Below are 19,916 nucleotides of genomic sequence, written 5' to 3'. Positions count from 1 at the left end.
CCTCACCTTTCTGAATTTGGATCTTCAAACATTTTTGTGACATCAAATGGTACTGGATGTTCTATTGCTATTGTATCAGGTGTGACACGACAATTGTAAGCAATGACACTTAGACCTTGTTTTTGCCCCGACGAAATCATTGCTGCTAAGGCTGGCTGCATGTTGGTATGGATCGTAGCCGCTTCAACGTTTTCAAACTGAATCACAAATAAGACATAGCTTTGATAGCCCTCTTTGATGGCTTCAATCAGTTCCGTCACATGTTTTAAACCACGTAAGGTTGGGGCATCAGGAAATGCACCTAACTTGTTATTTTCTAAGGTCATTCCTTTGACTTCAACAAAGGCTTGATGTCCTGTATCTGTTTCTACCAATATATCAAATTGAGACTGTGCAAATTTTTTTTCTCTTTTGACTGTGACGATCTTTCCTTTTAAATCAGGTAAAACGATTGTACCATCCACTAATGCTTGAGCTGCTAACGCATTAGGAACTTGACTATCGATATTGAACCAAGCATCCTTTTTTTTGACCGCAATCAAATCATAATCTGTTTTTCTCTTTGGTGAAGGCTGGTACGACAACGCAACTTCCACCTCTGGATAAAATAGTTCTTTACAACGACCAGTGTTTTTTACGTGAACCGTTACCATTTCACCGCTTTCACGCAGACGACACTTTGCAATAAAACGATTTGGTCTATCAATAAAATGTGCTAAATACACGTTTGGATATGTAATCATTGTAACACCCTTTCTTGAAAACAATACCATATTTTGAATGAAAAAGCATCGTCAAACTTTTGTTTTGACACTCCATGCGTTGAGCAAAAAATTTAGTCGAAAAAATGAGTTGGATAAATCAAAATACCAACTTCATTAAGTTTTTTTATAGGAAGGGATTTTCGAATAGTCTGTTTTTTAATTTCGTGCTATGATTATTTTAGAGGAGAATGATAGTATGAAAAAACATTGGTCATTATTTTTAGGTGCATCACTTATTACTGGAATCGCTGGGTCATTATTCTTGAAAAAGAAACAGGAAAAACCTCAGGCTGATTCAATTATTCCTAATTTATATAAACGTTATTTAGGGAGCTGGTGGTTCGTTAACAAACAAAAAGCGATTCAACATACCTTGAAGATTGAAAACGATCTCCAAATGTTTGTTGATGGTAAAAAATTAAGTTATATGCTGGTTGAATTAACGAATAAACGGTTAGTAGCCCAAGATGAATATGGGTATCATCTCATCGTACAATGTCTAAATGGTAAACCCGCTTCATTGTATGATGAAGCAGATGATGTTACGTATGTTCTAGAAGCAGTTGATTCTTTGAATGATCCAACTGAAAAATAAAGCAGCCTGTCTCATAATTGTTTTTTATGAGATGCTGCTTTATTTTTTAACTTTTTTAAAGTTCATCAATTTGTTTACGCTCTTTGGTTTTACTTAATTTTCCTTCTCTTTTCGCTAATTCAGCTATGATTTCTTCCAAAGAAATGTCTCTTTCAACTAACAAAACAAGCATATGATAAACGAGATCAGACGTTTCAGCAATTAGTTCTGCTTGATCATTTTTAGCGGCAATGATCACCTCTGTCGACTCTTCACCAACCTTTTTCAAAATTTTATCTAATCCTTTTTCAAATAAATAATTGGTATACGATCCTTCTTTTGGGTGTTCCTTACGTGCAAGTATCTCTTTATATAGCGCTTCGATCATACGCCTTACCTCCTTTAGGTTAAATAATCACATTAAAAAAGCAACTATGTTCTCCAGTATGACAAGCAGGTCCTGTTTGCTCTACTGTAATAAGTAATGTATCTGAATCACAATCCGTCACGATCCGTTTTACTTTTTGAGTATTGCCACTTGTTGCTCCTTTATTCCACAACTGTTGTCGTGAACGTGAATAAAACCAGGTTTGTTTGGTTTCAAGTGTTTTTTGATAACTTTCTTCATTCATATAGGCCAGCATTAGTACTTCCTTTGTTTTTTCTTCTATTATGATTGCAGGTAATAAGCCTTTCGTAAAATCTGGTTTCATCGACGAACCTCCATCCCGTTACGTGCTAACTCTTCTTTTAATGCTGGAATTGCTACTTCGCCGTAATGGAAAATACTCGCAGCTAAGGCGGCGGAAACTTTGGTCTTTTGGAATACTTCTACGATATCCGCTGTACTGCCGCAACCGCCTGACGCAATAACTGGAATATTCACTGCTGAGCAAATGGCTTGATTCAAAGCAAGATCATAGCCTTCTTTAGTTCCATCTGCATCCATACTTGTCAGTAATATTTCACCTGCGCCCAATGCAACCACTTTTTTTGCCCAGGTGATTGCATCTATTCCTGTATCTTCACGTCCACCTTTCACAAAGACATGCCAAGAATCTTCGACTCGTTTCGCATCGATTGCTACTACGATACATTGTGAGCCAAATTTTTCTGCTCCTATTTTGATCAATTCTGGTTGTTTGAGTGCTGCAGAGTTGAGAGATATTTTATCTGCCCCTGCCTGCAGCATCTTTTTCATATCCTCAATTGAGCGAATTCCGCCACCTACAGTCAAAGGAATAAAAACTTCTGCAGCAGTTCGTTCAACCAATTCAATCATCGTCTCTCGCTCATCACTTGTCGCCGTAATATCCAGAAAAATCAGTTCATCTGCACCCTGATCATTATAAAAGCGTGCGATATCAACAGGATCACCAACATCTTTTAAGCCAACAAAGTTCACTCCTTTAACGACACGTCCATCTGTCACATCTAGACACGGAATAATTCGTTTAGTCAGCATATGCTTCTACCTCCAACATTTCTGTTAAGGTGATCGCCCCATTGTAAAAGGCTTTACCAACAATTGCTCCGGATAAACCTAACTCAGCTAGTTGTATTAAGTCTGCTTGACTACTTACGCCACCAGAAGCAATGATTTGTACAGCTGGTACAGCTTTTAAAAGCTTTTCATAGTCATCAAAAGTTGGGCCAGTTAAGGTTCCATCTTTTTCAATATCTGTATAAATGATCGTTTTAACCCCAATTGCTGCCATTTCTTGTGCCATTTGTAAATAATCGGTTTCACTAACATCTAGCCAGCCACTGATTGCTACTTTTCCATTTTTAGCATCAATCCCAACTGCAATTTTATCCCCATACTTTTTGACTGCTGCTTTCACTAATTCAGGATCTCTTAAGGCTGCCGAACCGATAATGATCCGATCGATCCCAATTGCCACATAGTTGTCTATTTGCTCTATTGTCCGGATTCCTCCGCCAAGTTCTATTTTTAAACCCGTCTTTCTCTTCATTTGCTCAATCAAAGAAGCATTTTCTGCTTTTCCCACTAATGCACCATCTAAATCAACGACATGCATCATCTCTAAGCCTGCATCTTTAAATTCTTGTGCTTGCGCTACTGGATCATTATTCACAATCGTTTTTTGTAAAAAATCACCTTGCACTAAACGAACCGCTTTTCCTTCTCTAATATCAATCGCCGGCAATATTCGCATGTTCGACCACCTCCTTAAATCCGTTTAAAATCATCAGTCCTGCTTCACTACTTTTTTCTGGATGAAACTGTGTTCCGTATATATTTCCCTTTGAAATCATTGCTGGTATTTTGATTGAATATTGTGCTAACGCATCAATCACATCAGGTTCACAATCTGCGTAATAAGAATGAACAAAATAAACATATTTGCCGTTCACTTCTTTTGTGAGCGCGGTTTCATGGGTGACGATCAGTTCATTCCAGCCCATATGCGGCACTAGTAAATTAGGATCATCTGGCAATCTTTCGCAAAGCCCTTCAATCAATCCCAAGCCTTCTGTAAAGCCATTTTCTAGGCTCCCGTCTAGTAAAAGCTGCATCCCTAAACAAACACCTAGAATGGGTGTGTCTTTTTTAGCTGCCGCTTGGATCACGTTGACTAATCCCCGTTTTTTAAGCTCCTCCATCGCTAATGAAAAAGCACCGACACCCGGTAAGATCAAGCCATCTGCTGCCTGTATTTCAATAGGATCAGCCGAAATTTTATTTTCTAACCCAACGTAATTTAATGCTTTTTGGACATTTCGAGTATTCCCTGTATCATAATCAATGATAATAATCATCTAAAGCATTCCTTTCGTGGAGTTGACTCCTTGAATTTCTGGATTTTCAGTAATGGCTTCTCTCAATGCTCGCCCAGTCGCTTTAAATAGTGCTTCGATTTTGTGATGGGTATTTTTCCCATGTAAAATTTTTAAGTGAAGATTCATTTGAGTATTGAAAGCGAGTGCCTGAAAAAATTCTTCAGTCAATTCTGTATCAAATGAGCCTAATTTAGGATTATCAAATACGGCATCAAAAACGAGATATGAACGCCCACTTAAATCCAATGAAGCCATCCCTAGCGTTTCATCCATTGGTACAAAACTTGTCCCATAACGATTAATGCCTTTTTTATCGCCCAACGCTTCACGGATACACTGACCTAAAACGATCCCAACATCTTCTACTGTGTGGTGACTATCTACGTCCAAATCCCCCACAACATTGACTTCCAATGAAATACGACTATGACGCGCAAACAAAATCAGCATATGATCAAGGAATCCAACTCCTGTTGCAACAGTTACTGGTTCTTGGCGATCTAAATCTAGCGCTAATTCAATTTTGGTTTCTGCAGTTTCTCTTTTTAAAGTAGTTGTTCTCATTCTTCTTCTCCCTTCAAATTTAAAGACATTAGTCCGTTCTGCTAGAAAATAGCATCAGTTGAAGCGACACTCGACCGCACGAGCATGTGCTTCTAAGCCCTCTTTTCTTGCTAAAATTGTAATTGCATCCTTTGCATCGGCTAAAGCTTCTTTTGTATAATAAGTGACTTGACTATACTTCACAAAGTCGTAAACGCCCAGCGGTGAATAAAATTTTGCAGTGCCGCTTGTTGGCAAGACATGATTGGTTCCTGAAAAGTAATCGCCTACGGGTTCTGAGGCATATTCTCCTAGAAAAATCGATCCAGCATTTTTTATTTCATGTAAATAGCTGATTGGGTCAGTCAGTTGCACTTCTAAATGTTCTGGAGCAATTTCATTCATGATCGTAAACATCTCTTCAATAGTTGCTACGATGATGATGCGACCATGGTTTTGAATCGCTTGTTCTGCAATTTGCTTACGAGGCAAGGTCGCTAGTTGCCGCACGATTTCTTTTTCTACTTGGGTCGCAAGGTTCGGAGAATTCGTTATGAGTATCGCTCTAGCAAGCGTATCGTGTTCTGCTTGAGACAATAAATCTGCTGCAATATAAACTGGATTAGCTATTTCATCTGCTAAAATCCCAATTTCAGAAGGACCTGCAATCATATCGATTCCTACTGTACCAAATACTTGTTTTTTAGCGGTCGCTACATAAATATTCCCTGGTCCTACGATTTTATCGACTTTTGACACTGTTTCAGTTCCATATGCAAGCGCCGCTATTCCTTGAGCACCGCCAACTTGGAAAATTTTGTCTACTCCAGCTATTTTTGCTGCTGCTAAAATCACGTCAGGAATCCCCTCGTCTGAAGGAGGCGTGACCATGATGATTTCTTTGACACCAGCAATTTTTGCAGGTAAAACATTCATAAGTACAGAAGAAGGATACGCAGCCGTTCCACCAGGTACATAAACCCCTACACGTGCTAAGGGTAAGACTAGTTGTCCCCGTAAAACACCCTTTTGTTCTGTGTCCATAAAGTCATGTTGTTTTTGTTTTTGATGATAACTGACAATATTTTCTTTGGCCGCTTCTAAAGCTTTAATCACTTCTATTTCTACTCGTTGATAAGCCAAATCGATCGTCTCTTTTGAGATGGACAAATCCTGCAACGTGACTTGATCGAATTTTTTAGAATAAGCCTTTAACGCTTGATCACCGTTCTGGATGACTTCTTGGATGATTTGACGAACTTGCTCTTCAACTTTTTGATTGTCCACTTGCGTCAGTTTTGCCTCTTCGTTTAATGCTGTTAAAATCTCTTTCGTGTTTCCAGTCAGCCATTTCATCTCGTTTTTCCCCCTTCAATCACGCATTCTAATTCATCAAACAACTGAAATATAGCTTGGCGCTTACGTTTGAGCATTGCTTTATTGACAATTACTCGAGCCGAAATTGGACAAATATCTTCAAAAATTTCCAAACCATTTTCCTTTAGGGTCGTACCTGTTTCAACAATATCAACGATTGCATCTGCCAATCCCAAAACTGGTGCAATTTCCACGGAGCCTTCGATCTTGATGATTTCAACATCCTCCCCTTTTTTACGAAAGTGTTCTGAGGCAACTGTTGGATATTTGGTTGCAATGCGTTTTCTTTTATAGTCATCTGGTCGATATTGTTTGGTAGAAGCGACTGAGAATTTGCAGACACCGATTTTCAAATCCAGCATTTCATAATAGCCAAAAGGATGCTCGATCAGCACATCTTTCCCAACGATTCCTAGATCCGCTACACCATGGCGTACATAAGTCGTTACGTCAGCTGCTTTTACTAAAAGAAATTTAAAGCGTTTATCGGGACTAGTGAAAATCAATTTGCGCTGTTTGTCTTGCATAAAGGAGACATCAATTCCTGCTTGTTCAAATAAAGTTAATGTTTGCTTTTCCAAACGTCCTTTTGTCAATGCAATGGTCAATGGTATCAATTTCGCTCACCCACCTTTATTACCTGTATTTTATCTTCTGTTATTTCAATAATTTGCTGATACTGCCACTTTCTGCCATAGTCTAGTGCTTCTTCCAATGTTTCGAACAATGATAATTGATAATCATGATGCTCCTTCACTAGTGCTTCTGCCTGTGCCAGTTGCGTTATACTACTGTGAACTAATGTCGTTGGCTGATCTAAAGTAGCAAGATTATTGAGTTGGTATTGCAATGCAACCAAAGTATCTAAATTAATTCCTAGCCCCACAGCTGGAATCACAGGATGTTCAAATTGTTCCGCCAAATGATCGTAGCGGCCCCCTCTTAAAAAAATATCCGGTACTAAATCAGCATAGCCGCTAAACAAAACGCCTGTGTAATAATCCATCAATGTCACTAAGCCTAAATCGACAGTGAGCGAGATTTTTTGATGATAGCTGTTAATAATGTCCATTAACGTTTCGATTTCATCGATTACGTTGATGATCGTTGACTCGACCGGCAACAGTGCCTTAGCAATCGGCAGCACCTCTTGTGCTTCACCAAATAGTCGCGGAATTGCACAAATAAATGCATCTAATTCACTAGGATAACATTCAACAAATTGCTTGAGATCGGTTAAGCTTTTATTACTAAAATGGTTTTGAAGTTCTGTTTTTGCGGCTTCATCTAATCCCAGTTTCATTACGATCAAGCGGAAAATTTGTGCATGGCCTAATTCAAAATGAAAATTGGGTATTTTTAAGGCTTCTAGAATTTCAATAGCGCAGGTAATACATTCAATTTCTGCTTTTAAAGAAGAATAGCCGATCAATTCAATTCCGGCTTGTGTCAATTCATTTTGCTCGCCCAACATATCATCATTTGAGCGAAAAACTTTGCCACTATAAGCTAATTTAAGAGGAGGCTGAATACCTGTTGTGGCAATGACACGACCAATTGGCATCGTCATATCCGGTCGTAAAACAAGTAAGCGTCCTTGCTTATCAAAAAAACGGTAAAATTCTTTTTCATTTTTTTCTTCACTGTAAAAGACATCTTCAAATTCGATCACTGGTGTATCGATTCGTTGGTACCCTCTTTTTTTCACAATATCATTGACTTGTTTTTCTAATTGATATGCCCCATTTGCTTCTCGGAATAGCTTATCTTTTGTTCCTGACGGTAAACTGCGATTCCATTTCATATGAATTCCTCCTAAACTTAAAAGTGCAGCGCGCTCGTTCAGCTCTAACTGAAAAGCAGGAAAAATCGATTGTGGTGTTTTTTTACCACAAACTATTTTTATCTTTTTCCTAAAGAGCTAGCTTGCGAAGCTAGATAAAAAAATCGTCCCCTTGGCAAATAAGCCAAGAGGACGAGAAACTTTTCACGTGGTCCCACCTCAGATTCGCTTTTACTTCACAGTAAAAGCCTCTGTTAGTTAGATAAACTAAGGAGTGATAACGGACTCTCCGATTTTTCCTACTCATTTAGAAAACAATTTTTGTTTAACCAAATGTTGTATTTCAGAAAAACAACTTACAGGCGTGTTCGATGAGTGTTCGTTATTTCCTTGCAGCAAACGGAAACTCTCTAAAACGAAGCAATTCATCTACTATTCTGATCATCGTTCTTTCATTTTTTTCTCATATATTTTTAAACAATTTATCACGAAAAACAAATATAGTCAATAGTTTTTGAAAAATTCACATTAAACACTGGAGAAATTTTTTTCTATTTAAAATCGTGTGTACTTTAATTATTCATGAAAAAGGAGGCAGATTATGCTACCAGAACAATTGATTTTGTTCTAAAAAGATATCGAAAAAAACTGAATAACTCCATTAGCTAAAGCAATCGGGAAATCTTAGAATTCATTATCCACAAGCAAAGATAAATTGAAGCAATTTTTGATTAAGAGGTATTTAAACAAATAGCATTAAGTTATAGAGACACACTCCAAAAGCATAACTGCGTAGCTTCATCTCAAGCTTCATTTAATTAATCGGCACACAAAATTCGCAATAACCTGCCTCAATTTGATTTACAGCATATCTTTCTAAAATAGAACGTTTGAAATCAATCGTAATAGAATGTTTCTTTTGAAAATCAGGTTTCATCAACGCCATCCAAAATTCTTGAACTGCTTCGTCAGTATGGTTTACCTTAAAAATCGCATATTTTCCATTTTTAAGTATCGTCTCCTCCATGCCTTCGATGTTGTTTTGTTCTACTGATACAACCACACAAACATCATAGATACACTTCTCTTTCGGTGTATTTGGTTCACTCCAAGCGATCCCATAGATAATTGTCTCTTCATCAAACAAATTCTCTGCTTTTACTCGTTCTTTAAAGGTTGTCATCAATTCTTTGTTGGCTTTTCCATAGCCTCCGATTCGTCTTAAATAAAAAATTCGTTGGCTGGGTATGATATCAATTTTCATCCGTTATCTCCTCCTTTATATTTGAGAGGATATTGATCAATGTCGTTCTCAAATATAGAGTAATGCCTATTAAAATGATTTTCAAGACTTATTTTAAAACTTTTTTAAAGCCATGAATACAAATTAAAAATAGCAGACCAACAGAATAATTATCTGTTGACCTGCTATTAACGCTCACTATCTCTTTAAAGTGCTACTGGGAAATAGACTTCAACAATATTTTTGTCTGATTCTGTGGTGTTAGGATCAGTTTGATAGATTTCAAAAGGTGCACCGTTCATCTTATATCCTTGTTCCTCGATCCACTTCAAAATTTTACTATATACTGAAGCCAGTTCGGTGTATGGTCCAGTGTATGTGGATGTGGCACCTAAGCTTTTTGGAAAAACTCTTGTTTGTTCATTTTTTTCAGCAATCAGACAGGTAAGTCGGTAAGTCGACTTCCCAATTTTCGTAAGGTTATTCTCTACAAATAGCTGAAATATAACTCTACAAGTCACATCTCAACCTCTCCATTAGCCAAATTAAATCGTTTCTATTTTTCCGTTAAAATCAATATAGTCGGTCATCGGTGTAATAAACTTAACGCTATCTTCTGATAAGTAAACATTGGGTTTGCCTTGGTCTTCGTAAACTAGTAATTCTAATTTCATGCTCATAGAAGCCGCTAGTGACAAATCTTTTGTCGCAAACATAAACGCTTTCGCTTGCTCTTCACTTAATTTACCAAGATCATATTGTGCTTTGATCAATTGCCATTCGCTATCTTCTAGTCTGTCACGGATTGTAGCAGAATCAGTAATGATCTGACTTGGTTCACCTAGCATACTGATTACTTGTTCTTTATTGTATTGCGAATAGTCTGGAACAAAAGCAGAGATATTACCATCACCTGATGACTGATAGCTTACTTCCTCATCATCATCCTCTGGATTAGGTGTAAAAAGATGCCCATTTACCTCAGTCTTTTTCGTTTCTTTTTTCGGACTGCTTTCAGTTGTGGCTGCTTTTTTTGTTTCACTTTTTTTTGTGCTTGTAGAAGTTTCAGTTTCTTTTGTTGTACTTTCAGCGAGAACACTAGAAGTACTTGTCTCTTTTGTTGTTTTATTCGTTTTGGAACTTGCCTCTTCTTTCGCAGTGCAACCGCTCATTAATACTAGAAATACCCCACAAAATACTATTGTTTTTTTCATTTTACTCTCCTTTGTTTTATATTCGTCAACCCTTAATCAAGCTTATCATAACTCTAAAGTAAAGAAAATAGATTGAAGAAGATAATCGTTTTAAATAGAATTGCCTAACTAGCAACTCTATTATTACTATATTATTTGTTATGAGAAAACATGATGAATGCGATGCAAAAAGGCATGACTGTGATCGTGTAAAAGAAGGCAATCAAATGAACAACCCCATAAAAATAGATGCCAATACTTTTCAAAATAAATTTATACCTACTATGTTAATACAACATCCATTGATGTGTTTATCTCCATCAAAGTGAATCCTACCATTAAATAATCATCTTACCGTTCTCTCTCATTTTTGTAAGGCATTTGTTCGACGTTTCCAACGCCAAAAATGTTTATTTCTTTTATACTATAAAAAGTAATAAAATAACATGTATTTAGGAGAATGAAATGAACGGGAATCAATTAAAACTAATTATGATGAGCTTGATGCTATTAGATCATCTTGTCCCACTTTTACCACTACAATTTGGTGATCCAATCCATATGATCACACGATGTGTTGCTGTATTCTTTGCTTTTATGGCAGTTGAAGGGTTTCATTATACAAGAAACCGAAAAAATTATCTGCTTCGTCTTTATGTCTGGGCTGCAATCATGTTTGTAGGGAATACATTGATCAACACACTGATCATCAAAGACCCAATGTATTATTCTTACAACAATATCTTTCTAACGTTAGCAATCGGCGTGAGCATTTTAACATTGATTGATTTTGCAAAACACACAAAAAAACCAGTCTCTAAAATTTCCTTAAGTGTCTTAGCCATCATTTTAACGGTAGCAACTGTTTTAGGACTGATTCCTGCTGAGGGAGGTATCGTTGTTATTCCATTTATGTTGCTTAGTTATTTCTTCCGAGATACCCCTAGAAAAAGAGATATATCTTATCTTGTTTTAGCAATTCCATTGGTTATACTACCGTTATTAGGCTTACCAGATTACTCTTTTAACACAATCAGAATGATGCTTGAAGGAAATCCTGATTTTCTATTTATTTTAGTGATTCCTTTTATTCATCTGTATAATGGGAAAAAAGGCAGCGATAATCCAGGCTTTAAATACTTATTTTATGTATTTTATCCAGCACATTTATGGATCATTACCTTGGTTAATTGGTATTTGAATCACTAGAATTAGATAGAAAAAAAAGACCCGTGTCAAAATACTTTGACACAGGTCTTTTTTCATGATAATCTATGTATAAATGTTTTTACAACTTGAATAAACGTTTATACACAAAACTATTTAGGAGGATTCTTATGATTTATCAATCAAAAAAGGCGTTGGTTTTGTTGGTTTCAAATGTGGTTATTTTCTTTTATTTATATTTAGGTCACTTAAATAAATTGCAATTAAATCAAGCTGACGTTCTTTCATTATGGGGCGGGTTCTTTCTAACACTATTGTTAGTTTTAGTCATCTCTAATATCGTTGTATTGATTATTTTTAATCTACTCAATGACATGTTCAGCAAAAATAAGGCTCCAACCATTTCAGATGAACGGGATCGTTTGATCGAGCTCAGAGCTGTTCGAAATTTTTGTTTTCTATTGGCTTTTGGTTTATTTTTAGCAATGGGTGCATTAGCCATCCATCAACCTATTTCTACAATGTTTACAATTTTGGCTTTCACTGTGTTCGTCTCCGATGTTATTTCTTACGTTTCTTACATTTTTTATTATGAAAGAGGGTATTAAATATGGGAAAGTCATTAATTAGCAATACGATTCGGAAACAGCGCTTTATGCATGGCGAAATGACCCAACAAGCTTTGGCTGATGCTGTAGGTGTTACAAGACAAACGATTATTTCATTGGAACAAGAAAAATATTCTCCATCCTTGGAACTAGCATTTAAGATTGCTAAAGTATTTGATCAACCATTAGAAGTAGTATTTTCTTACAAAGGATAGTAACCGAAATTTTAGGAGATGAGGAAAAAGGATATGAAAGCCATCATCTGTACAGGCTATGGAGTACCAGATGTTCTTATGTTACAAGAGATCGAAAAACCTACGCCGAAAAGCAACCAAATTCTTATAAAGATCCATGCAACAACAGTGACATCTGGCGACTGTGTTGTTAGAGGAGCAAAACGATATGGTCCGATCATGAAAATCATGTTTGGCTTTAAGCGACCTAGACAACCCATTTTAGGCACTGAGTTTTCAGGTATTATTGAAGAAGTTGGTGAAAATAGCACAAAATTCAAGGTGGGAGATGCTGTATTTGCCTTAACTGGAATGAAGTTTGGTGGTTATGCAGAATATATCTGTTTACCCGAAAACGCTGTAGTTTCGTTAGCTCCTAGAAATGCTACTTTTGAAGAAACTGCTACATTGGCTTTTGGCGGAACAACAGCTCTTCATTTTTTAAGAAAAGCTAGTATTGCACCCAATCAAAAAGTCTTGATTTACGGCGCTTCTGGCTCCGTCGGTGCAGCAGCTATACAGCTTGCTACCTACTTTGGCGCAGATGTTACTGGAATTTGCAGCACTCAAAATCTTGAATTTGTTCACTCACTTGGTGCCAATACTACTATTGACTACACAACCGAAGAATTTAACACACTAGATAAAACATATGATATTGTCTTTGATGCTGTTGGAAAGCTAAACAAATCAAAGAGAAAACAGCTTACAAGTAAAAATGGGAAATTCGTTTCCGTATCCAAAGGAATGGTCAAAGGGCTTGTAGAGGATTTGTATCTTCTTAAAGAGCTAGTTGAAAAAGAACGATTCAAAGCAACGATCGATAGAACCTACTCATTAGCAAATGCAGCGCAAGCGCATGAATATGTGGAAACTGGTCGAAAAAAAGGCAATGTAGCATTAACTGTGACCAATAATTACACTTTACCATAGATAAAAACGACAAAGACCGCGGTTGCCTTTGTCGTTTTTATCTTCACTTATTCATACTTTGCTTGCACTTTCTTAGTCAATTTCCCAAAAACTAATGTATAGGATTTTCTCAAAAACACCGCCAACTGTTCATCTGGAAATGATGACTTTTCCAGTAAAAACGAATTCCAATGGGTCTTGTTCGCATAGTATCCAGGAATCACATCGGAGTATTGCTCACGTAGCAATTCATTTTCCTTAGGATCACCTTTAACTGTCATCACCCAGTCACCTGTTTTATTGATTCCAAGCATGCAAAAGCATTTTTTCTCGATCCCAAAATAATCGCAATCCCAGTCTTCTCGGTAATTGACCGTTGCACCGGGCCATTTTTTTGCTTCTTCTTTTAAATAGTGAATGGTCTCTTTCATCTTTTTATACCTTCTGCTCATTACAAAATAGACTGAGTAGATTACCATCTGGATCTTTTATGATCGCATAATATTGTCCCCAAAACGCCTGCCAAGGTTCACGAAAAATCTCATAACCAAAGTTTTTCATTTCCTCACACCGCTGATCGATTTCGGCTGGATCATCACAAAGAAAGGCTAATTCGATTTTATCTCCGTCACTTTTTGGTGGGTAACCATAAATTCCTTCAATCATTTTTTTTGTATTTAGTGAAATTCTTATCTCTGACTGATTCAGCTCTACATAATCAGCCTGTTTTTCTCCTATTGCTTCAAAACCTAAGCGTTCATAAAATAGAATTGCTTGCGCCATTGATTCTACAATGATTCCGACCATATCTAAACGCATCTTGATGCCCTCCATTCTTTTCTTCTATTATAATCAGTCGCTTAATACTTGTCTTGTAAAATTCCGACATATTGCTTTATTTGACTAGGCGTTAAACCCGTCATTTTTTTCATTTTTCGCGTGTAGTGCGCCTGATCAAAAAAATGGTACTTTTCCACAAGATCCAGTTGCTTGATCTGAGGATCGATCAATAACTCTTGGTAAACTTTTTGAAAACGCAGTACGTCAAAGGCTTCATAAGGTGACAAGCCAGTTTCTTCTCTAAACAAGCGCTGTAAACTTCTCTCAGAAATCAGATTATTTATTCCCTCTTTTCGATAGTCTATCGTCTCATAATGACTCGTGATAAATTCTCGAACTGGCTGAGAAATCTTTTTTGTTTCCAAACGATTAAAACGCTTCAGGAAATAAAAATCGACACTTTTAATTATCGCAGCAAACGATTTTTTCCCAGAAAGTACGTCAGCTAAATCATTAGCAAATACCTTATCAATAAAATTTAATGCTAAAAGCTGATTTTTCATTTCCTTGAAAGAGTGATTGAAAAAAGGATACAGACCACCTAAATAAAATCGGATCCCTAGATATATAACTGGTTGTTCTAAAATTGAATAAAAGAAGTTCGTGCTTGGACCGCAAAGCTCAATGGATAAAATATCCAACTCAGGGCTTAATTGAACAATCAAATCTGAACATAAATCTGGGATGATCCTAGCTGGTTCCTCGGTACGATTACCATGGCTAAACCAGTAAGATTGAATGTAAGCGTTCAGACGATTATCAGGTTTGATTTCTTGGTACGTACTGGTCAGGCCTTGCCAAACTTCTGGTTGATACATTGATTCGCCTCCTTTATATCATCAGATTCATTCTTTCTTTTTATAAGCCATCGTTGCATGAACCGCTTGACGCCAACCATCATATAGATCATTGCGTTTTTCTTCTGTGATTTGCGCTTCAAATCGTTTGCCGGTCTGTACAAATGATTTGATTTCAGCTAAGTCTTGCCAAAAACCTACCGCTAAACCTGCTAAATAAGCTACACCTAAGGCCGTTGTTTCAGAAAAATCAGCCGCTTCCACTGGTTTATCAATGATATCTGCTTGAAATTGCATCAATAAGTCATTCTTTGAGGCACCGCCATCAGCTCTTAATAATTTGATCTCAATATTTGAATCATTTTCCATTGTTTTGATCACATCCGCACTCTGATAAGCAATCGATTCTAATGTGGCACGAATCAGATGCTCCTTTGTTGTTCCTCTAGTCAACCCAAAGATTGCGCCTTGTGCTTCTTGGTCCCAATAAGGTGCTCCTAAACCAGTAAACGCTGGAACGACATACACGCCATCAGAATCCGTGACTTGCTCTGCTAAGGCTTGCGATTCATTCGCCTTTTCAATCAGTTTTAGCCCATCACGCAACCACTGTACAGCAGAACCTGCAACAAAAATGCTTCCTTCTAATGCATACGTCACTTTTCCATTGAGTCCATAACCGATCGTCGTCAGTAAACCACTGGTAGATAGAATCGCTGTTTCACCAGTATTCATCACAATAAACGCACCAGTTCCATAGGTATTCTTGACCATTCCTTTTTCAAAAGCCGCTTGACCGAATAAAGCCGCCTGCTGGTCACCTGCCATGGCAGCGATCGGAATATTTTCTCCATAAAAATGATAATCTTCTGTATAGCCATACACTTCTGCATTAGAGCAGACTGCTGGCAACATTATTCGAGGAATATCCAAGATATCCAAAATCTCCTGATCCCAATCTAAGGTATGGATATTAAACAGCATCGTACGACTAGCATTGGTATAATCTGTTTTATGGACTTTCCCTCCTGTTAATTTCCACAAAACCCAAGTATCGATTGTGCCAAAAAGCAATTGACCATTTCGTGCCTGTTCTTTCGCTCCTGCAACATTATCCAGCAGCCATTTTACCTTAGTTGCTGAAAAATAAGAATCCACGATCAATCCTGTCTGTTGTTGAATAAAGGTTTGATGTCCATTAGCTTTTAGTTCATCAGCAATCTCATTTGTCTGCTTTGATTGCCAGACAATCGCCCGATGAATCGGTTCTCCCGTTTCCTTATTCCAAACAACTGTTGTTTCACGCTGATTCGTAATCCCAATCGCTTTGATTTGAACAGGTTTTAACTTAGACTCAATCAATACGTCTGCAATCACAGATTGAACCGAGTTCCAAATTTCATTTGCATCATGTTCTACCCAGCCAGGATTTGGAAAATATTGTGTCAGTTCCTTTTGTGCTTTCGCTATTTCTTGTCCTTGATGATTAAAAATAATCGCTCTTGAACTTGTCGTTCCTTGATCAATCGATAAGATATATTTATTTTTTAACATGCCTCGTTCGCTCCCCAAAAATGATACTTTCATTATAAAACATAATTCAATCAAAAGTCCTGTTCTAGCACAAATAAAAAAACATGCTAAGATTTTTAGACTCTCAGCATGTTTTTCTATTTTGTTTAAGCATTTAGTTTTTTGAAGCACTTCTTAATTCTGATAAGTATAAATTCGTTGTATCAGCATATATAACTTTACTTAATATAATTAATCTAAAGATCAAAGATACAAATGATCTTAAATCAAAATCGAACAACAGAAAAACAATATTGATGACCGAAATAACCATTAAAACTTTTGTTAAATAATAGCCCCAAATACTTCCTCTGATCAGCAATACTCCAACAACAATTGAAAAGACTACGCTGAGCAAACTTAGCCACATTAACACGCCCAATACAGCAAAGGTATAACCAATACCTATTTCAACAATTAATTTTAGTAGACCAAATAAACCAATCAACGGAATGATCACTAAAAACCAACCTAGTCCCTTCCAAATCCCCGGTACTTTCATTTTACTCCCCCTTTACATTTCAGTTACTTTGTTAGTTTAACCATTCCTAAAAGAATAATCAATAGTTATTTTACTCATAAAAAGATATTAAGAATTTTTCTGTCTAAAACTGATTTCTCATCATTTTTTAACAATTCATTTTTATTAGATACTAAAATGCACTAAGCATTTGAGCTTTCATTCCATTATCCCTAAAGAAAACGTTATCAATACGATGTTTGTTTATCCTGTTCGTCTATAAATAGCAGGACAAAGATTTTTTTGAAGATTAACATATTATTAAATGGTCAAAAAAACAATTTTCTGATAAACTTATCCTGATGGCTTCTTTGAAAGGATGAACTATATGACCCCGAATCGCGAAGACTACTTAAAACTGATATTTGAATTAGGTGGCGATGAAAATAAAATCAACAATAAACAAATCGTTTCTGGCTTAGACGTTTCAGCCGCTTCTGTCAGTGAAATGATTTCAAAGTTAGTAAAAGAAAAACTGGTTGAACATTCACCTTATCAAGGTGTTCAACTTACTGAATTAGGCTTAAAAAAAGCCAGTACGCTGATTCGTAAACATCGTTTATGGGAAGTATTTTTAGTTGAACATCTAAATTATTCTTGGAATGAAGTACATGATGATGCAGAGGTGCTGGAACATGTTACGTCTCAGACGTTGGCGAATCGTTTATCTGCATATTTGAATCAGCCTAAATTTTGTCCTCATGGTGGGGTCATCCCGGGAGATGATCAACCTGTTCACGAAGAAAAACGACAAACTTTAATAGATTATCCTGTTGGAACGATCATACGGATTGCTCGAGTATTGGATGAAAAAGAGTTATTAGACTATCTAGTCTCGATCGATTTACAAATTCATGAGGAATACACGATTGATGCAATTGCAGCCTATGAAGGTCCAATCAGCATAAGCAATACTAAAAAAGAATTAGCGATCAGCTATAAAGCGGCAAGTACGATTTTTGTTGATCAACTATAAGAAAGTGGGGACATAAAATGAACGAAAAAATAGCGCTATTTACTATATTTGGCGGCACTGGCGATTTAGCAAAAAGAAAACTGTATCCTTCTTTATTCCGTTTATATCGCAAAGGAAACTTAGTTGATCACTTTGCTGTTATCGGAACAGCAAGAAGAGAATGGTCAGATGATCACTATCGTGAAATCGTACGCGAGACAATTAAAGACTTGAATCCAACAAAGGAAGAAGCAGAAGCTTTTTCAAGTCACTTCTACTACCAAGCTCATAACGTGAATGATTCTGACCATTACGATACTCTAAAAAAATTATCCGACACCTTAAATGAACAATATGAGTTAGGCGGTAATCATATCTACTACTTAGCGATGGCGCCACAATTTTTCGGCACGATCGTCCAACACTTAAAATCACAAGCGATTTTAACTGATAATGGCTTTGATCGTTTAGTGATCGAAAAACCATTTGGCTCTGATTATGCTTCAGCTTATCAATTAAATGAAGAAATTCGAGCAGTCTTTCCTGAAAAAGATATATTTAGAATCGATCATTATTTAGGAAAAGAAATGATCCAAAATATTTCAGCGATCCGCTTTGCAAATAACATTTTTGAATCACAATGGAATAATCGTTACATCGATAATGTTCAGATCACGTTTGCAGAAAGTCTCGGTGTTGAAGACCGTGGTGGTTATTATGACCATAGTGGGGCCTTAAAAGACATGGTTCAAAATCATATCCTGCAAGTCGTGGCTTTACTTGCAATGGAGCCTCCTGTTGCCTTTTCAGAAGCTGAAATTCGTGCTGAAAAAGTCAAAGCCTTACAAGCGATTCGTCTGTATTCAGAAAAAGAAGCCCTAGAAAACTTTATTCGAGGGCAATATGGTCAAGGAGAACTTGATGACCAAAAATTTGTTGCCTATCGTAAAGAACCAAATGTTGCGGAAGATTCTCAGACTGAGACATTTGTTGCTGGTAAATTCCTGATTGATAATTTCCGTTGGTCTGGGGTTCCATTTTACATCCGTACAGGAAAACGTCTGACCGAAAAAGGGACACGAATCAATATTGTTTTCAAACAAGTCCCAGTCAATGTATTCAAAGATGATATCGATAAATGTGGAGAGAAAACCGATCTACCACCGAACGTCTTAACCATTTACATCCAACCAACAGAAGGCTTCTCAATGACATTGAATGGCAAAGAAATCGGGCAAGGATTTACTACAACGCCTGTAAAATTAGATTATCGACACAGCGCTGAAACGACAGGAAATAGCCCTGAAGCGTATGAAAAACTTTTATTAGATAGTTTGAATGGTGATGGTACAAACTTCTCTCATTGGGATGAGGTTGCGCAATCTTGGCGCATTGTGGATATTATTCGTCAAGCTTGGGATAAAACATCTGTTGATTTCCCAAATTATGCAGCGGGTTCCATGGGACCTGATGCTGCATTTGATTTATTGAAACAAGATGGTTTCACTTGGGATTGGGAACCTGATATTTGGTACCGAGAACGTGGAAAATTAGAATAAAAAAAGAGTGTGAATCAAAACGAAAAATGAAGTGAGACCCAATAGTTAGACCATAACCCGACCGAAGAAATTTGGTCGGGTTTTTATGCGGTCATCCGTTTGCGATATTGAACGGGACTGCAGCCGAGCCTTGTTTTGATTCGGTGATGATTATAGTAATTAATCCACTCTTTAATTGCCCTCTTCAACCTTTTAAAGCTTGTATAAATCACACCATAATAAATTTCTTGCTTTAATAGACCAAAGAAGCTTTCCATCGGTGAATTGTCAAGACAATTCCCTTTTCGGGACATGCTCTGGAATATTTTTTTCTCCGCTAAAGGCTTTCTATAACCATTCATCTGGTAAGCCCAGCCTTGGTCAGAATGGAAAGTCCGACGATAGGGGCAGTCCGCGGTTTGTTCTATGGCTTCTTTTTGAGCATCAAGAACGGCCTTTGCATTTGGTTTTTCTGATATTCGATAGGACAGA

26 protein-coding genes and 1 other annotated feature are annotated in these 19,916 nt (G+C 37.0%); of the genes, 7 read left to right on the top strand and 19 right to left on the bottom strand.

What is annotated here, in order from left to right; genetic code table 11:
• Positions 1–2: 2 nt before the first annotated feature.
• Complete coding sequence (sfsA, locus tag BCR24_RS10555) at positions 3–740, bottom strand: DNA/RNA nuclease SfsA (RefSeq protein WP_069640666.1); 738 nt, start codon at positions 738–740, stop codon at positions 3–5.
• A 220-nt stretch (positions 741–960) separates the two neighbouring features.
• On the opposite strand from sfsA, the gene BCR24_RS10550 reads away from it, so the two are divergent.
• The gene (locus BCR24_RS10550) at positions 961–1,359 is read left to right on the top strand and encodes a DUF4828 domain-containing protein (RefSeq protein ID WP_069640488.1); all 399 of its coding nucleotides are present in this window, start codon (positions 961–963) and stop codon (positions 1,357–1,359) included.
• A gap of 55 nt (positions 1,360–1,414) precedes the next feature.
• Here the strand turns inward: BCR24_RS10550 and hisE are convergent, their stop codons facing one another.
• From hisE to BCR24_RS10490, 12 genes are all read right to left on the bottom strand, one after another.
• Positions 1,415–1,726, bottom strand: coding sequence for a phosphoribosyl-ATP diphosphatase (gene hisE / locus BCR24_RS10545; protein ID WP_069640487.1), 312 nt, complete (start codon positions 1,724–1,726; stop codon positions 1,415–1,417).
• A gap of 19 nt (positions 1,727–1,745) precedes the next feature.
• A complete protein-coding gene (gene hisI, locus BCR24_RS10540; RefSeq protein WP_069640486.1) occupies positions 1,746–2,051 on the bottom strand; it encodes a phosphoribosyl-AMP cyclohydrolase in 306 nt (101 codons plus the stop codon).
• Positions 2,048–2,803 carry an imidazole glycerol phosphate synthase subunit HisF gene (hisF, locus tag BCR24_RS10535; RefSeq protein ID WP_069640485.1) on the bottom strand — a complete coding sequence of 252 codons (756 nt, stop codon included), beginning with the start codon at positions 2,801–2,803 and terminating at the stop codon, positions 2,048–2,050. Before hisF ends, hisI begins: the two co-directional genes overlap by 4 nt.
• Positions 2,793–3,518 (bottom strand): 1-(5-phosphoribosyl)-5-[(5-phosphoribosylamino)methylideneamino]imidazole-4-carboxamide isomerase, encoded by a 726-nt coding sequence (hisA, locus tag BCR24_RS10530; protein WP_069640484.1) that lies wholly within the window; start codon positions 3,516–3,518, stop codon positions 2,793–2,795. Before hisA ends, hisF begins: the two co-directional genes overlap by 11 nt.
• Entirely contained in the window at positions 3,496–4,122 is a 627-nt protein-coding gene (gene hisH / locus BCR24_RS10525) for an imidazole glycerol phosphate synthase subunit HisH (RefSeq protein ID WP_069640483.1), read from the bottom strand. Before hisH ends, hisA begins: the two co-directional genes overlap by 23 nt.
• Positions 4,123–4,707 (bottom strand): imidazoleglycerol-phosphate dehydratase HisB, encoded by a 585-nt coding sequence (gene hisB, locus BCR24_RS10520; RefSeq protein ID WP_069640482.1) that lies wholly within the window; start codon positions 4,705–4,707, stop codon positions 4,123–4,125.
• Positions 4,708–4,761: 54 nt separating this feature from the next.
• Complete coding sequence (gene hisD, locus BCR24_RS10515) at positions 4,762–6,042, bottom strand: histidinol dehydrogenase (protein ID WP_069640481.1); 1,281 nt, start codon at positions 6,040–6,042, stop codon at positions 4,762–4,764.
• Complete coding sequence (hisG, locus tag BCR24_RS10510; RefSeq protein ID WP_069640480.1) at positions 6,039–6,680, bottom strand: ATP phosphoribosyltransferase; 642 nt, start codon at positions 6,678–6,680, stop codon at positions 6,039–6,041. Before hisG ends, hisD begins: the two co-directional genes overlap by 4 nt.
• On the bottom strand, positions 6,677–7,867 hold the full coding sequence (gene hisZ, locus BCR24_RS10505) for an ATP phosphoribosyltransferase regulatory subunit (protein WP_069640479.1): 1,191 nt from the start codon (positions 7,865–7,867) through the stop codon (positions 6,677–6,679). Before hisZ ends, hisG begins: the two co-directional genes overlap by 4 nt.
• A gap of 164 nt (positions 7,868–8,031) precedes the next feature.
• Positions 8,032–8,300: a binding site (T-box leader), on the bottom strand.
• Between the two features lie 360 nt (positions 8,301–8,660).
• The gene (locus BCR24_RS10500) at positions 8,661–9,110 is read right to left on the bottom strand and encodes a GyrI-like domain-containing protein (RefSeq protein WP_069640478.1); all 450 of its coding nucleotides are present in this window, start codon (positions 9,108–9,110) and stop codon (positions 8,661–8,663) included.
• A gap of 185 nt (positions 9,111–9,295) precedes the next feature.
• Positions 9,296–9,610, bottom strand: a complete 315-nt coding sequence (locus tag BCR24_RS10495; RefSeq protein ID WP_069640477.1) for a GyrI-like domain-containing protein — start codon at positions 9,608–9,610, stop codon at positions 9,296–9,298.
• A 24-nt stretch (positions 9,611–9,634) separates the two neighbouring features.
• Positions 9,635–10,303, bottom strand: a complete 669-nt coding sequence (locus tag BCR24_RS10490; protein WP_069640476.1) for a DUF4947 domain-containing protein — start codon at positions 10,301–10,303, stop codon at positions 9,635–9,637.
• A gap of 444 nt (positions 10,304–10,747) precedes the next feature.
• On the opposite strand from BCR24_RS10490, the gene BCR24_RS10485 reads away from it, so the two are divergent.
• From BCR24_RS10485 to BCR24_RS10470, 4 genes are all read left to right on the top strand, one after another.
• A complete protein-coding gene (locus BCR24_RS10485) occupies positions 10,748–11,491 on the top strand; it encodes a TraX family protein (protein ID WP_069640475.1) in 744 nt (247 codons plus the stop codon).
• A 128-nt stretch (positions 11,492–11,619) separates the two neighbouring features.
• Positions 11,620–12,057: a hypothetical protein gene (locus tag BCR24_RS10480; protein ID WP_069640474.1), complete on the top strand. Its 438-nt coding sequence runs from the start codon at positions 11,620–11,622 to the stop codon at positions 12,055–12,057.
• 2 nt (positions 12,058–12,059) lie between these two features.
• Entirely contained in the window at positions 12,060–12,272 is a 213-nt protein-coding gene (locus BCR24_RS10475) for a helix-turn-helix transcriptional regulator (protein WP_069640473.1), read from the top strand.
• A gap of 33 nt (positions 12,273–12,305) precedes the next feature.
• Entirely contained in the window at positions 12,306–13,223 is a 918-nt protein-coding gene (locus BCR24_RS10470; RefSeq protein ID WP_069640472.1) for an NAD(P)-dependent alcohol dehydrogenase, read from the top strand.
• 47 nt (positions 13,224–13,270) lie between these two features.
• Here the strand turns inward: BCR24_RS10470 and BCR24_RS10465 are convergent, their stop codons facing one another.
• The 5 genes from BCR24_RS10465 to BCR24_RS10445 all read right to left on the bottom strand — a co-directional run bounded on the left by BCR24_RS10465 (position 13,271) and on the right by BCR24_RS10445 (position 16,913).
• Positions 13,271–13,633: an MmcQ/YjbR family DNA-binding protein gene (locus tag BCR24_RS10465; RefSeq protein WP_069640471.1), complete on the bottom strand. Its 363-nt coding sequence runs from the start codon at positions 13,631–13,633 to the stop codon at positions 13,271–13,273.
• 4 nt (positions 13,634–13,637) lie between these two features.
• Positions 13,638–14,021, bottom strand: a complete 384-nt coding sequence (locus BCR24_RS10460; protein WP_069640470.1) for a VOC family protein — start codon at positions 14,019–14,021, stop codon at positions 13,638–13,640.
• Positions 14,022–14,062: 41 nt separating this feature from the next.
• Positions 14,063–14,860 (bottom strand): AraC family transcriptional regulator, encoded by a 798-nt coding sequence (locus tag BCR24_RS10455; RefSeq protein WP_069640469.1) that lies wholly within the window; start codon positions 14,858–14,860, stop codon positions 14,063–14,065.
• Between the two features lie 27 nt (positions 14,861–14,887).
• Positions 14,888–16,393, bottom strand: a complete 1,506-nt coding sequence (gene glpK / locus BCR24_RS10450) for a glycerol kinase GlpK (RefSeq protein WP_069640468.1) — start codon at positions 16,391–16,393, stop codon at positions 14,888–14,890.
• 133 nt (positions 16,394–16,526) lie between these two features.
• A complete protein-coding gene (locus tag BCR24_RS10445; RefSeq protein ID WP_069640467.1) occupies positions 16,527–16,913 on the bottom strand; it encodes a hypothetical protein in 387 nt (128 codons plus the stop codon).
• A 346-nt stretch (positions 16,914–17,259) separates the two neighbouring features.
• Between BCR24_RS10445 and efaR the strand changes: the two genes are divergently transcribed.
• Positions 17,260–17,907, top strand: a complete 648-nt coding sequence (gene efaR, locus BCR24_RS10440; RefSeq protein ID WP_069640466.1) for a transcriptional regulator EfaR — start codon at positions 17,260–17,262, stop codon at positions 17,905–17,907.
• 17 nt (positions 17,908–17,924) lie between these two features.
• Entirely contained in the window at positions 17,925–19,445 is a 1,521-nt protein-coding gene (gene zwf / locus BCR24_RS10435; protein WP_069640465.1) for a glucose-6-phosphate dehydrogenase, read from the top strand.
• A gap of 83 nt (positions 19,446–19,528) precedes the next feature.
• Here zwf and BCR24_RS10430 read toward each other — a convergent pair.
• Positions 19,529–19,916: IS3 family transposase (locus tag BCR24_RS10430; protein ID WP_167351676.1), on the bottom strand; the 388-nt coding region annotated here is incomplete at its 5' end.

This window comes from Enterococcus ureilyticus, assembly GCF_001730315.1.
In the GTDB taxonomy this organism is placed as follows: domain Bacteria; phylum Bacillota; class Bacilli; order Lactobacillales; family Enterococcaceae; genus Enterococcus_L; species Enterococcus_L ureilyticus.
The sequence above is the reverse complement of the archived record's forward strand: the minus strand, read 5'-3'. Positions and strand labels throughout refer to the sequence as shown.

Excerpts from the sequence above, each read along its gene's own strand:
- BCR24_RS10475 (WP_069640473.1), top strand. The coding sequence starts at position 12,060 with ATGGGAAAGTCATTAATTAGCAATACGATTCGGAAACAGCGCTTTATG.
- hisE (WP_069640487.1), bottom strand. The coding sequence starts at position 1,726 with ATGATCGAAGCGCTATATAAAGAGATACTTGCACGTAAGGAACACCCA.
- hisZ (WP_069640479.1), bottom strand. The coding sequence starts at position 7,867 with ATGAAATGGAATCGCAGTTTACCGTCAGGAACAAAAGATAAGCTATTC.
- hisA (WP_069640484.1), bottom strand. The coding sequence starts at position 3,518 with ATGCGAATATTGCCGGCGATTGATATTAGAGAAGGAAAAGCGGTTCGT.
- BCR24_RS10465 (WP_069640471.1), bottom strand. The coding sequence starts at position 13,633 with ATGAAAGAGACCATTCACTATTTAAAAGAAGAAGCAAAAAAATGGCCC.
- BCR24_RS10490 (WP_069640476.1), bottom strand. The coding sequence starts at position 10,303 with ATGAAAAAAACAATAGTATTTTGTGGGGTATTTCTAGTATTAATGAGC.
- hisD (WP_069640481.1), bottom strand. The coding sequence starts at position 6,042 with ATGAAATGGCTGACTGGAAACACGAAAGAGATTTTAACAGCATTAAAC.
- hisB (WP_069640482.1), bottom strand. The coding sequence starts at position 4,707 with ATGAGAACAACTACTTTAAAAAGAGAAACTGCAGAAACCAAAATTGAA.
- efaR (WP_069640466.1), top strand. The coding sequence starts at position 17,260 with ATGACCCCGAATCGCGAAGACTACTTAAAACTGATATTTGAATTAGGT.
- BCR24_RS10550 (WP_069640488.1), top strand. The coding sequence starts at position 961 with ATGAAAAAACATTGGTCATTATTTTTAGGTGCATCACTTATTACTGGA.
- hisF (WP_069640485.1), bottom strand. The coding sequence starts at position 2,803 with ATGCTGACTAAACGAATTATTCCGTGTCTAGATGTGACAGATGGACGT.
- BCR24_RS10455 (WP_069640469.1), bottom strand. The coding sequence starts at position 14,860 with ATGTATCAACCAGAAGTTTGGCAAGGCCTGACCAGTACGTACCAAGAA.
- hisH (WP_069640483.1), bottom strand. The coding sequence starts at position 4,122 with ATGATTATTATCATTGATTATGATACAGGGAATACTCGAAATGTCCAA.
- glpK (WP_069640468.1), bottom strand. The coding sequence starts at position 16,393 with ATGTTAAAAAATAAATATATCTTATCGATTGATCAAGGAACGACAAGT.
- BCR24_RS10485 (WP_069640475.1), top strand. The coding sequence starts at position 10,748 with ATGAACGGGAATCAATTAAAACTAATTATGATGAGCTTGATGCTATTA.
- BCR24_RS10470 (WP_069640472.1), top strand. The coding sequence starts at position 12,306 with ATGAAAGCCATCATCTGTACAGGCTATGGAGTACCAGATGTTCTTATG.
- BCR24_RS10480 (WP_069640474.1), top strand. The coding sequence starts at position 11,620 with ATGATTTATCAATCAAAAAAGGCGTTGGTTTTGTTGGTTTCAAATGTG.
- BCR24_RS10445 (WP_069640467.1), bottom strand. The coding sequence starts at position 16,913 with ATGAAAGTACCGGGGATTTGGAAGGGACTAGGTTGGTTTTTAGTGATC.
- BCR24_RS10460 (WP_069640470.1), bottom strand. The coding sequence starts at position 14,021 with ATGCGTTTAGATATGGTCGGAATCATTGTAGAATCAATGGCGCAAGCA.
- BCR24_RS10500 (WP_069640478.1), bottom strand. The coding sequence starts at position 9,110 with ATGAAAATTGATATCATACCCAGCCAACGAATTTTTTATTTAAGACGA.
- zwf (WP_069640465.1), top strand. The coding sequence starts at position 17,925 with ATGAACGAAAAAATAGCGCTATTTACTATATTTGGCGGCACTGGCGAT.
- hisI (WP_069640486.1), bottom strand. The coding sequence starts at position 2,051 with ATGAAACCAGATTTTACGAAAGGCTTATTACCTGCAATCATAATAGAA.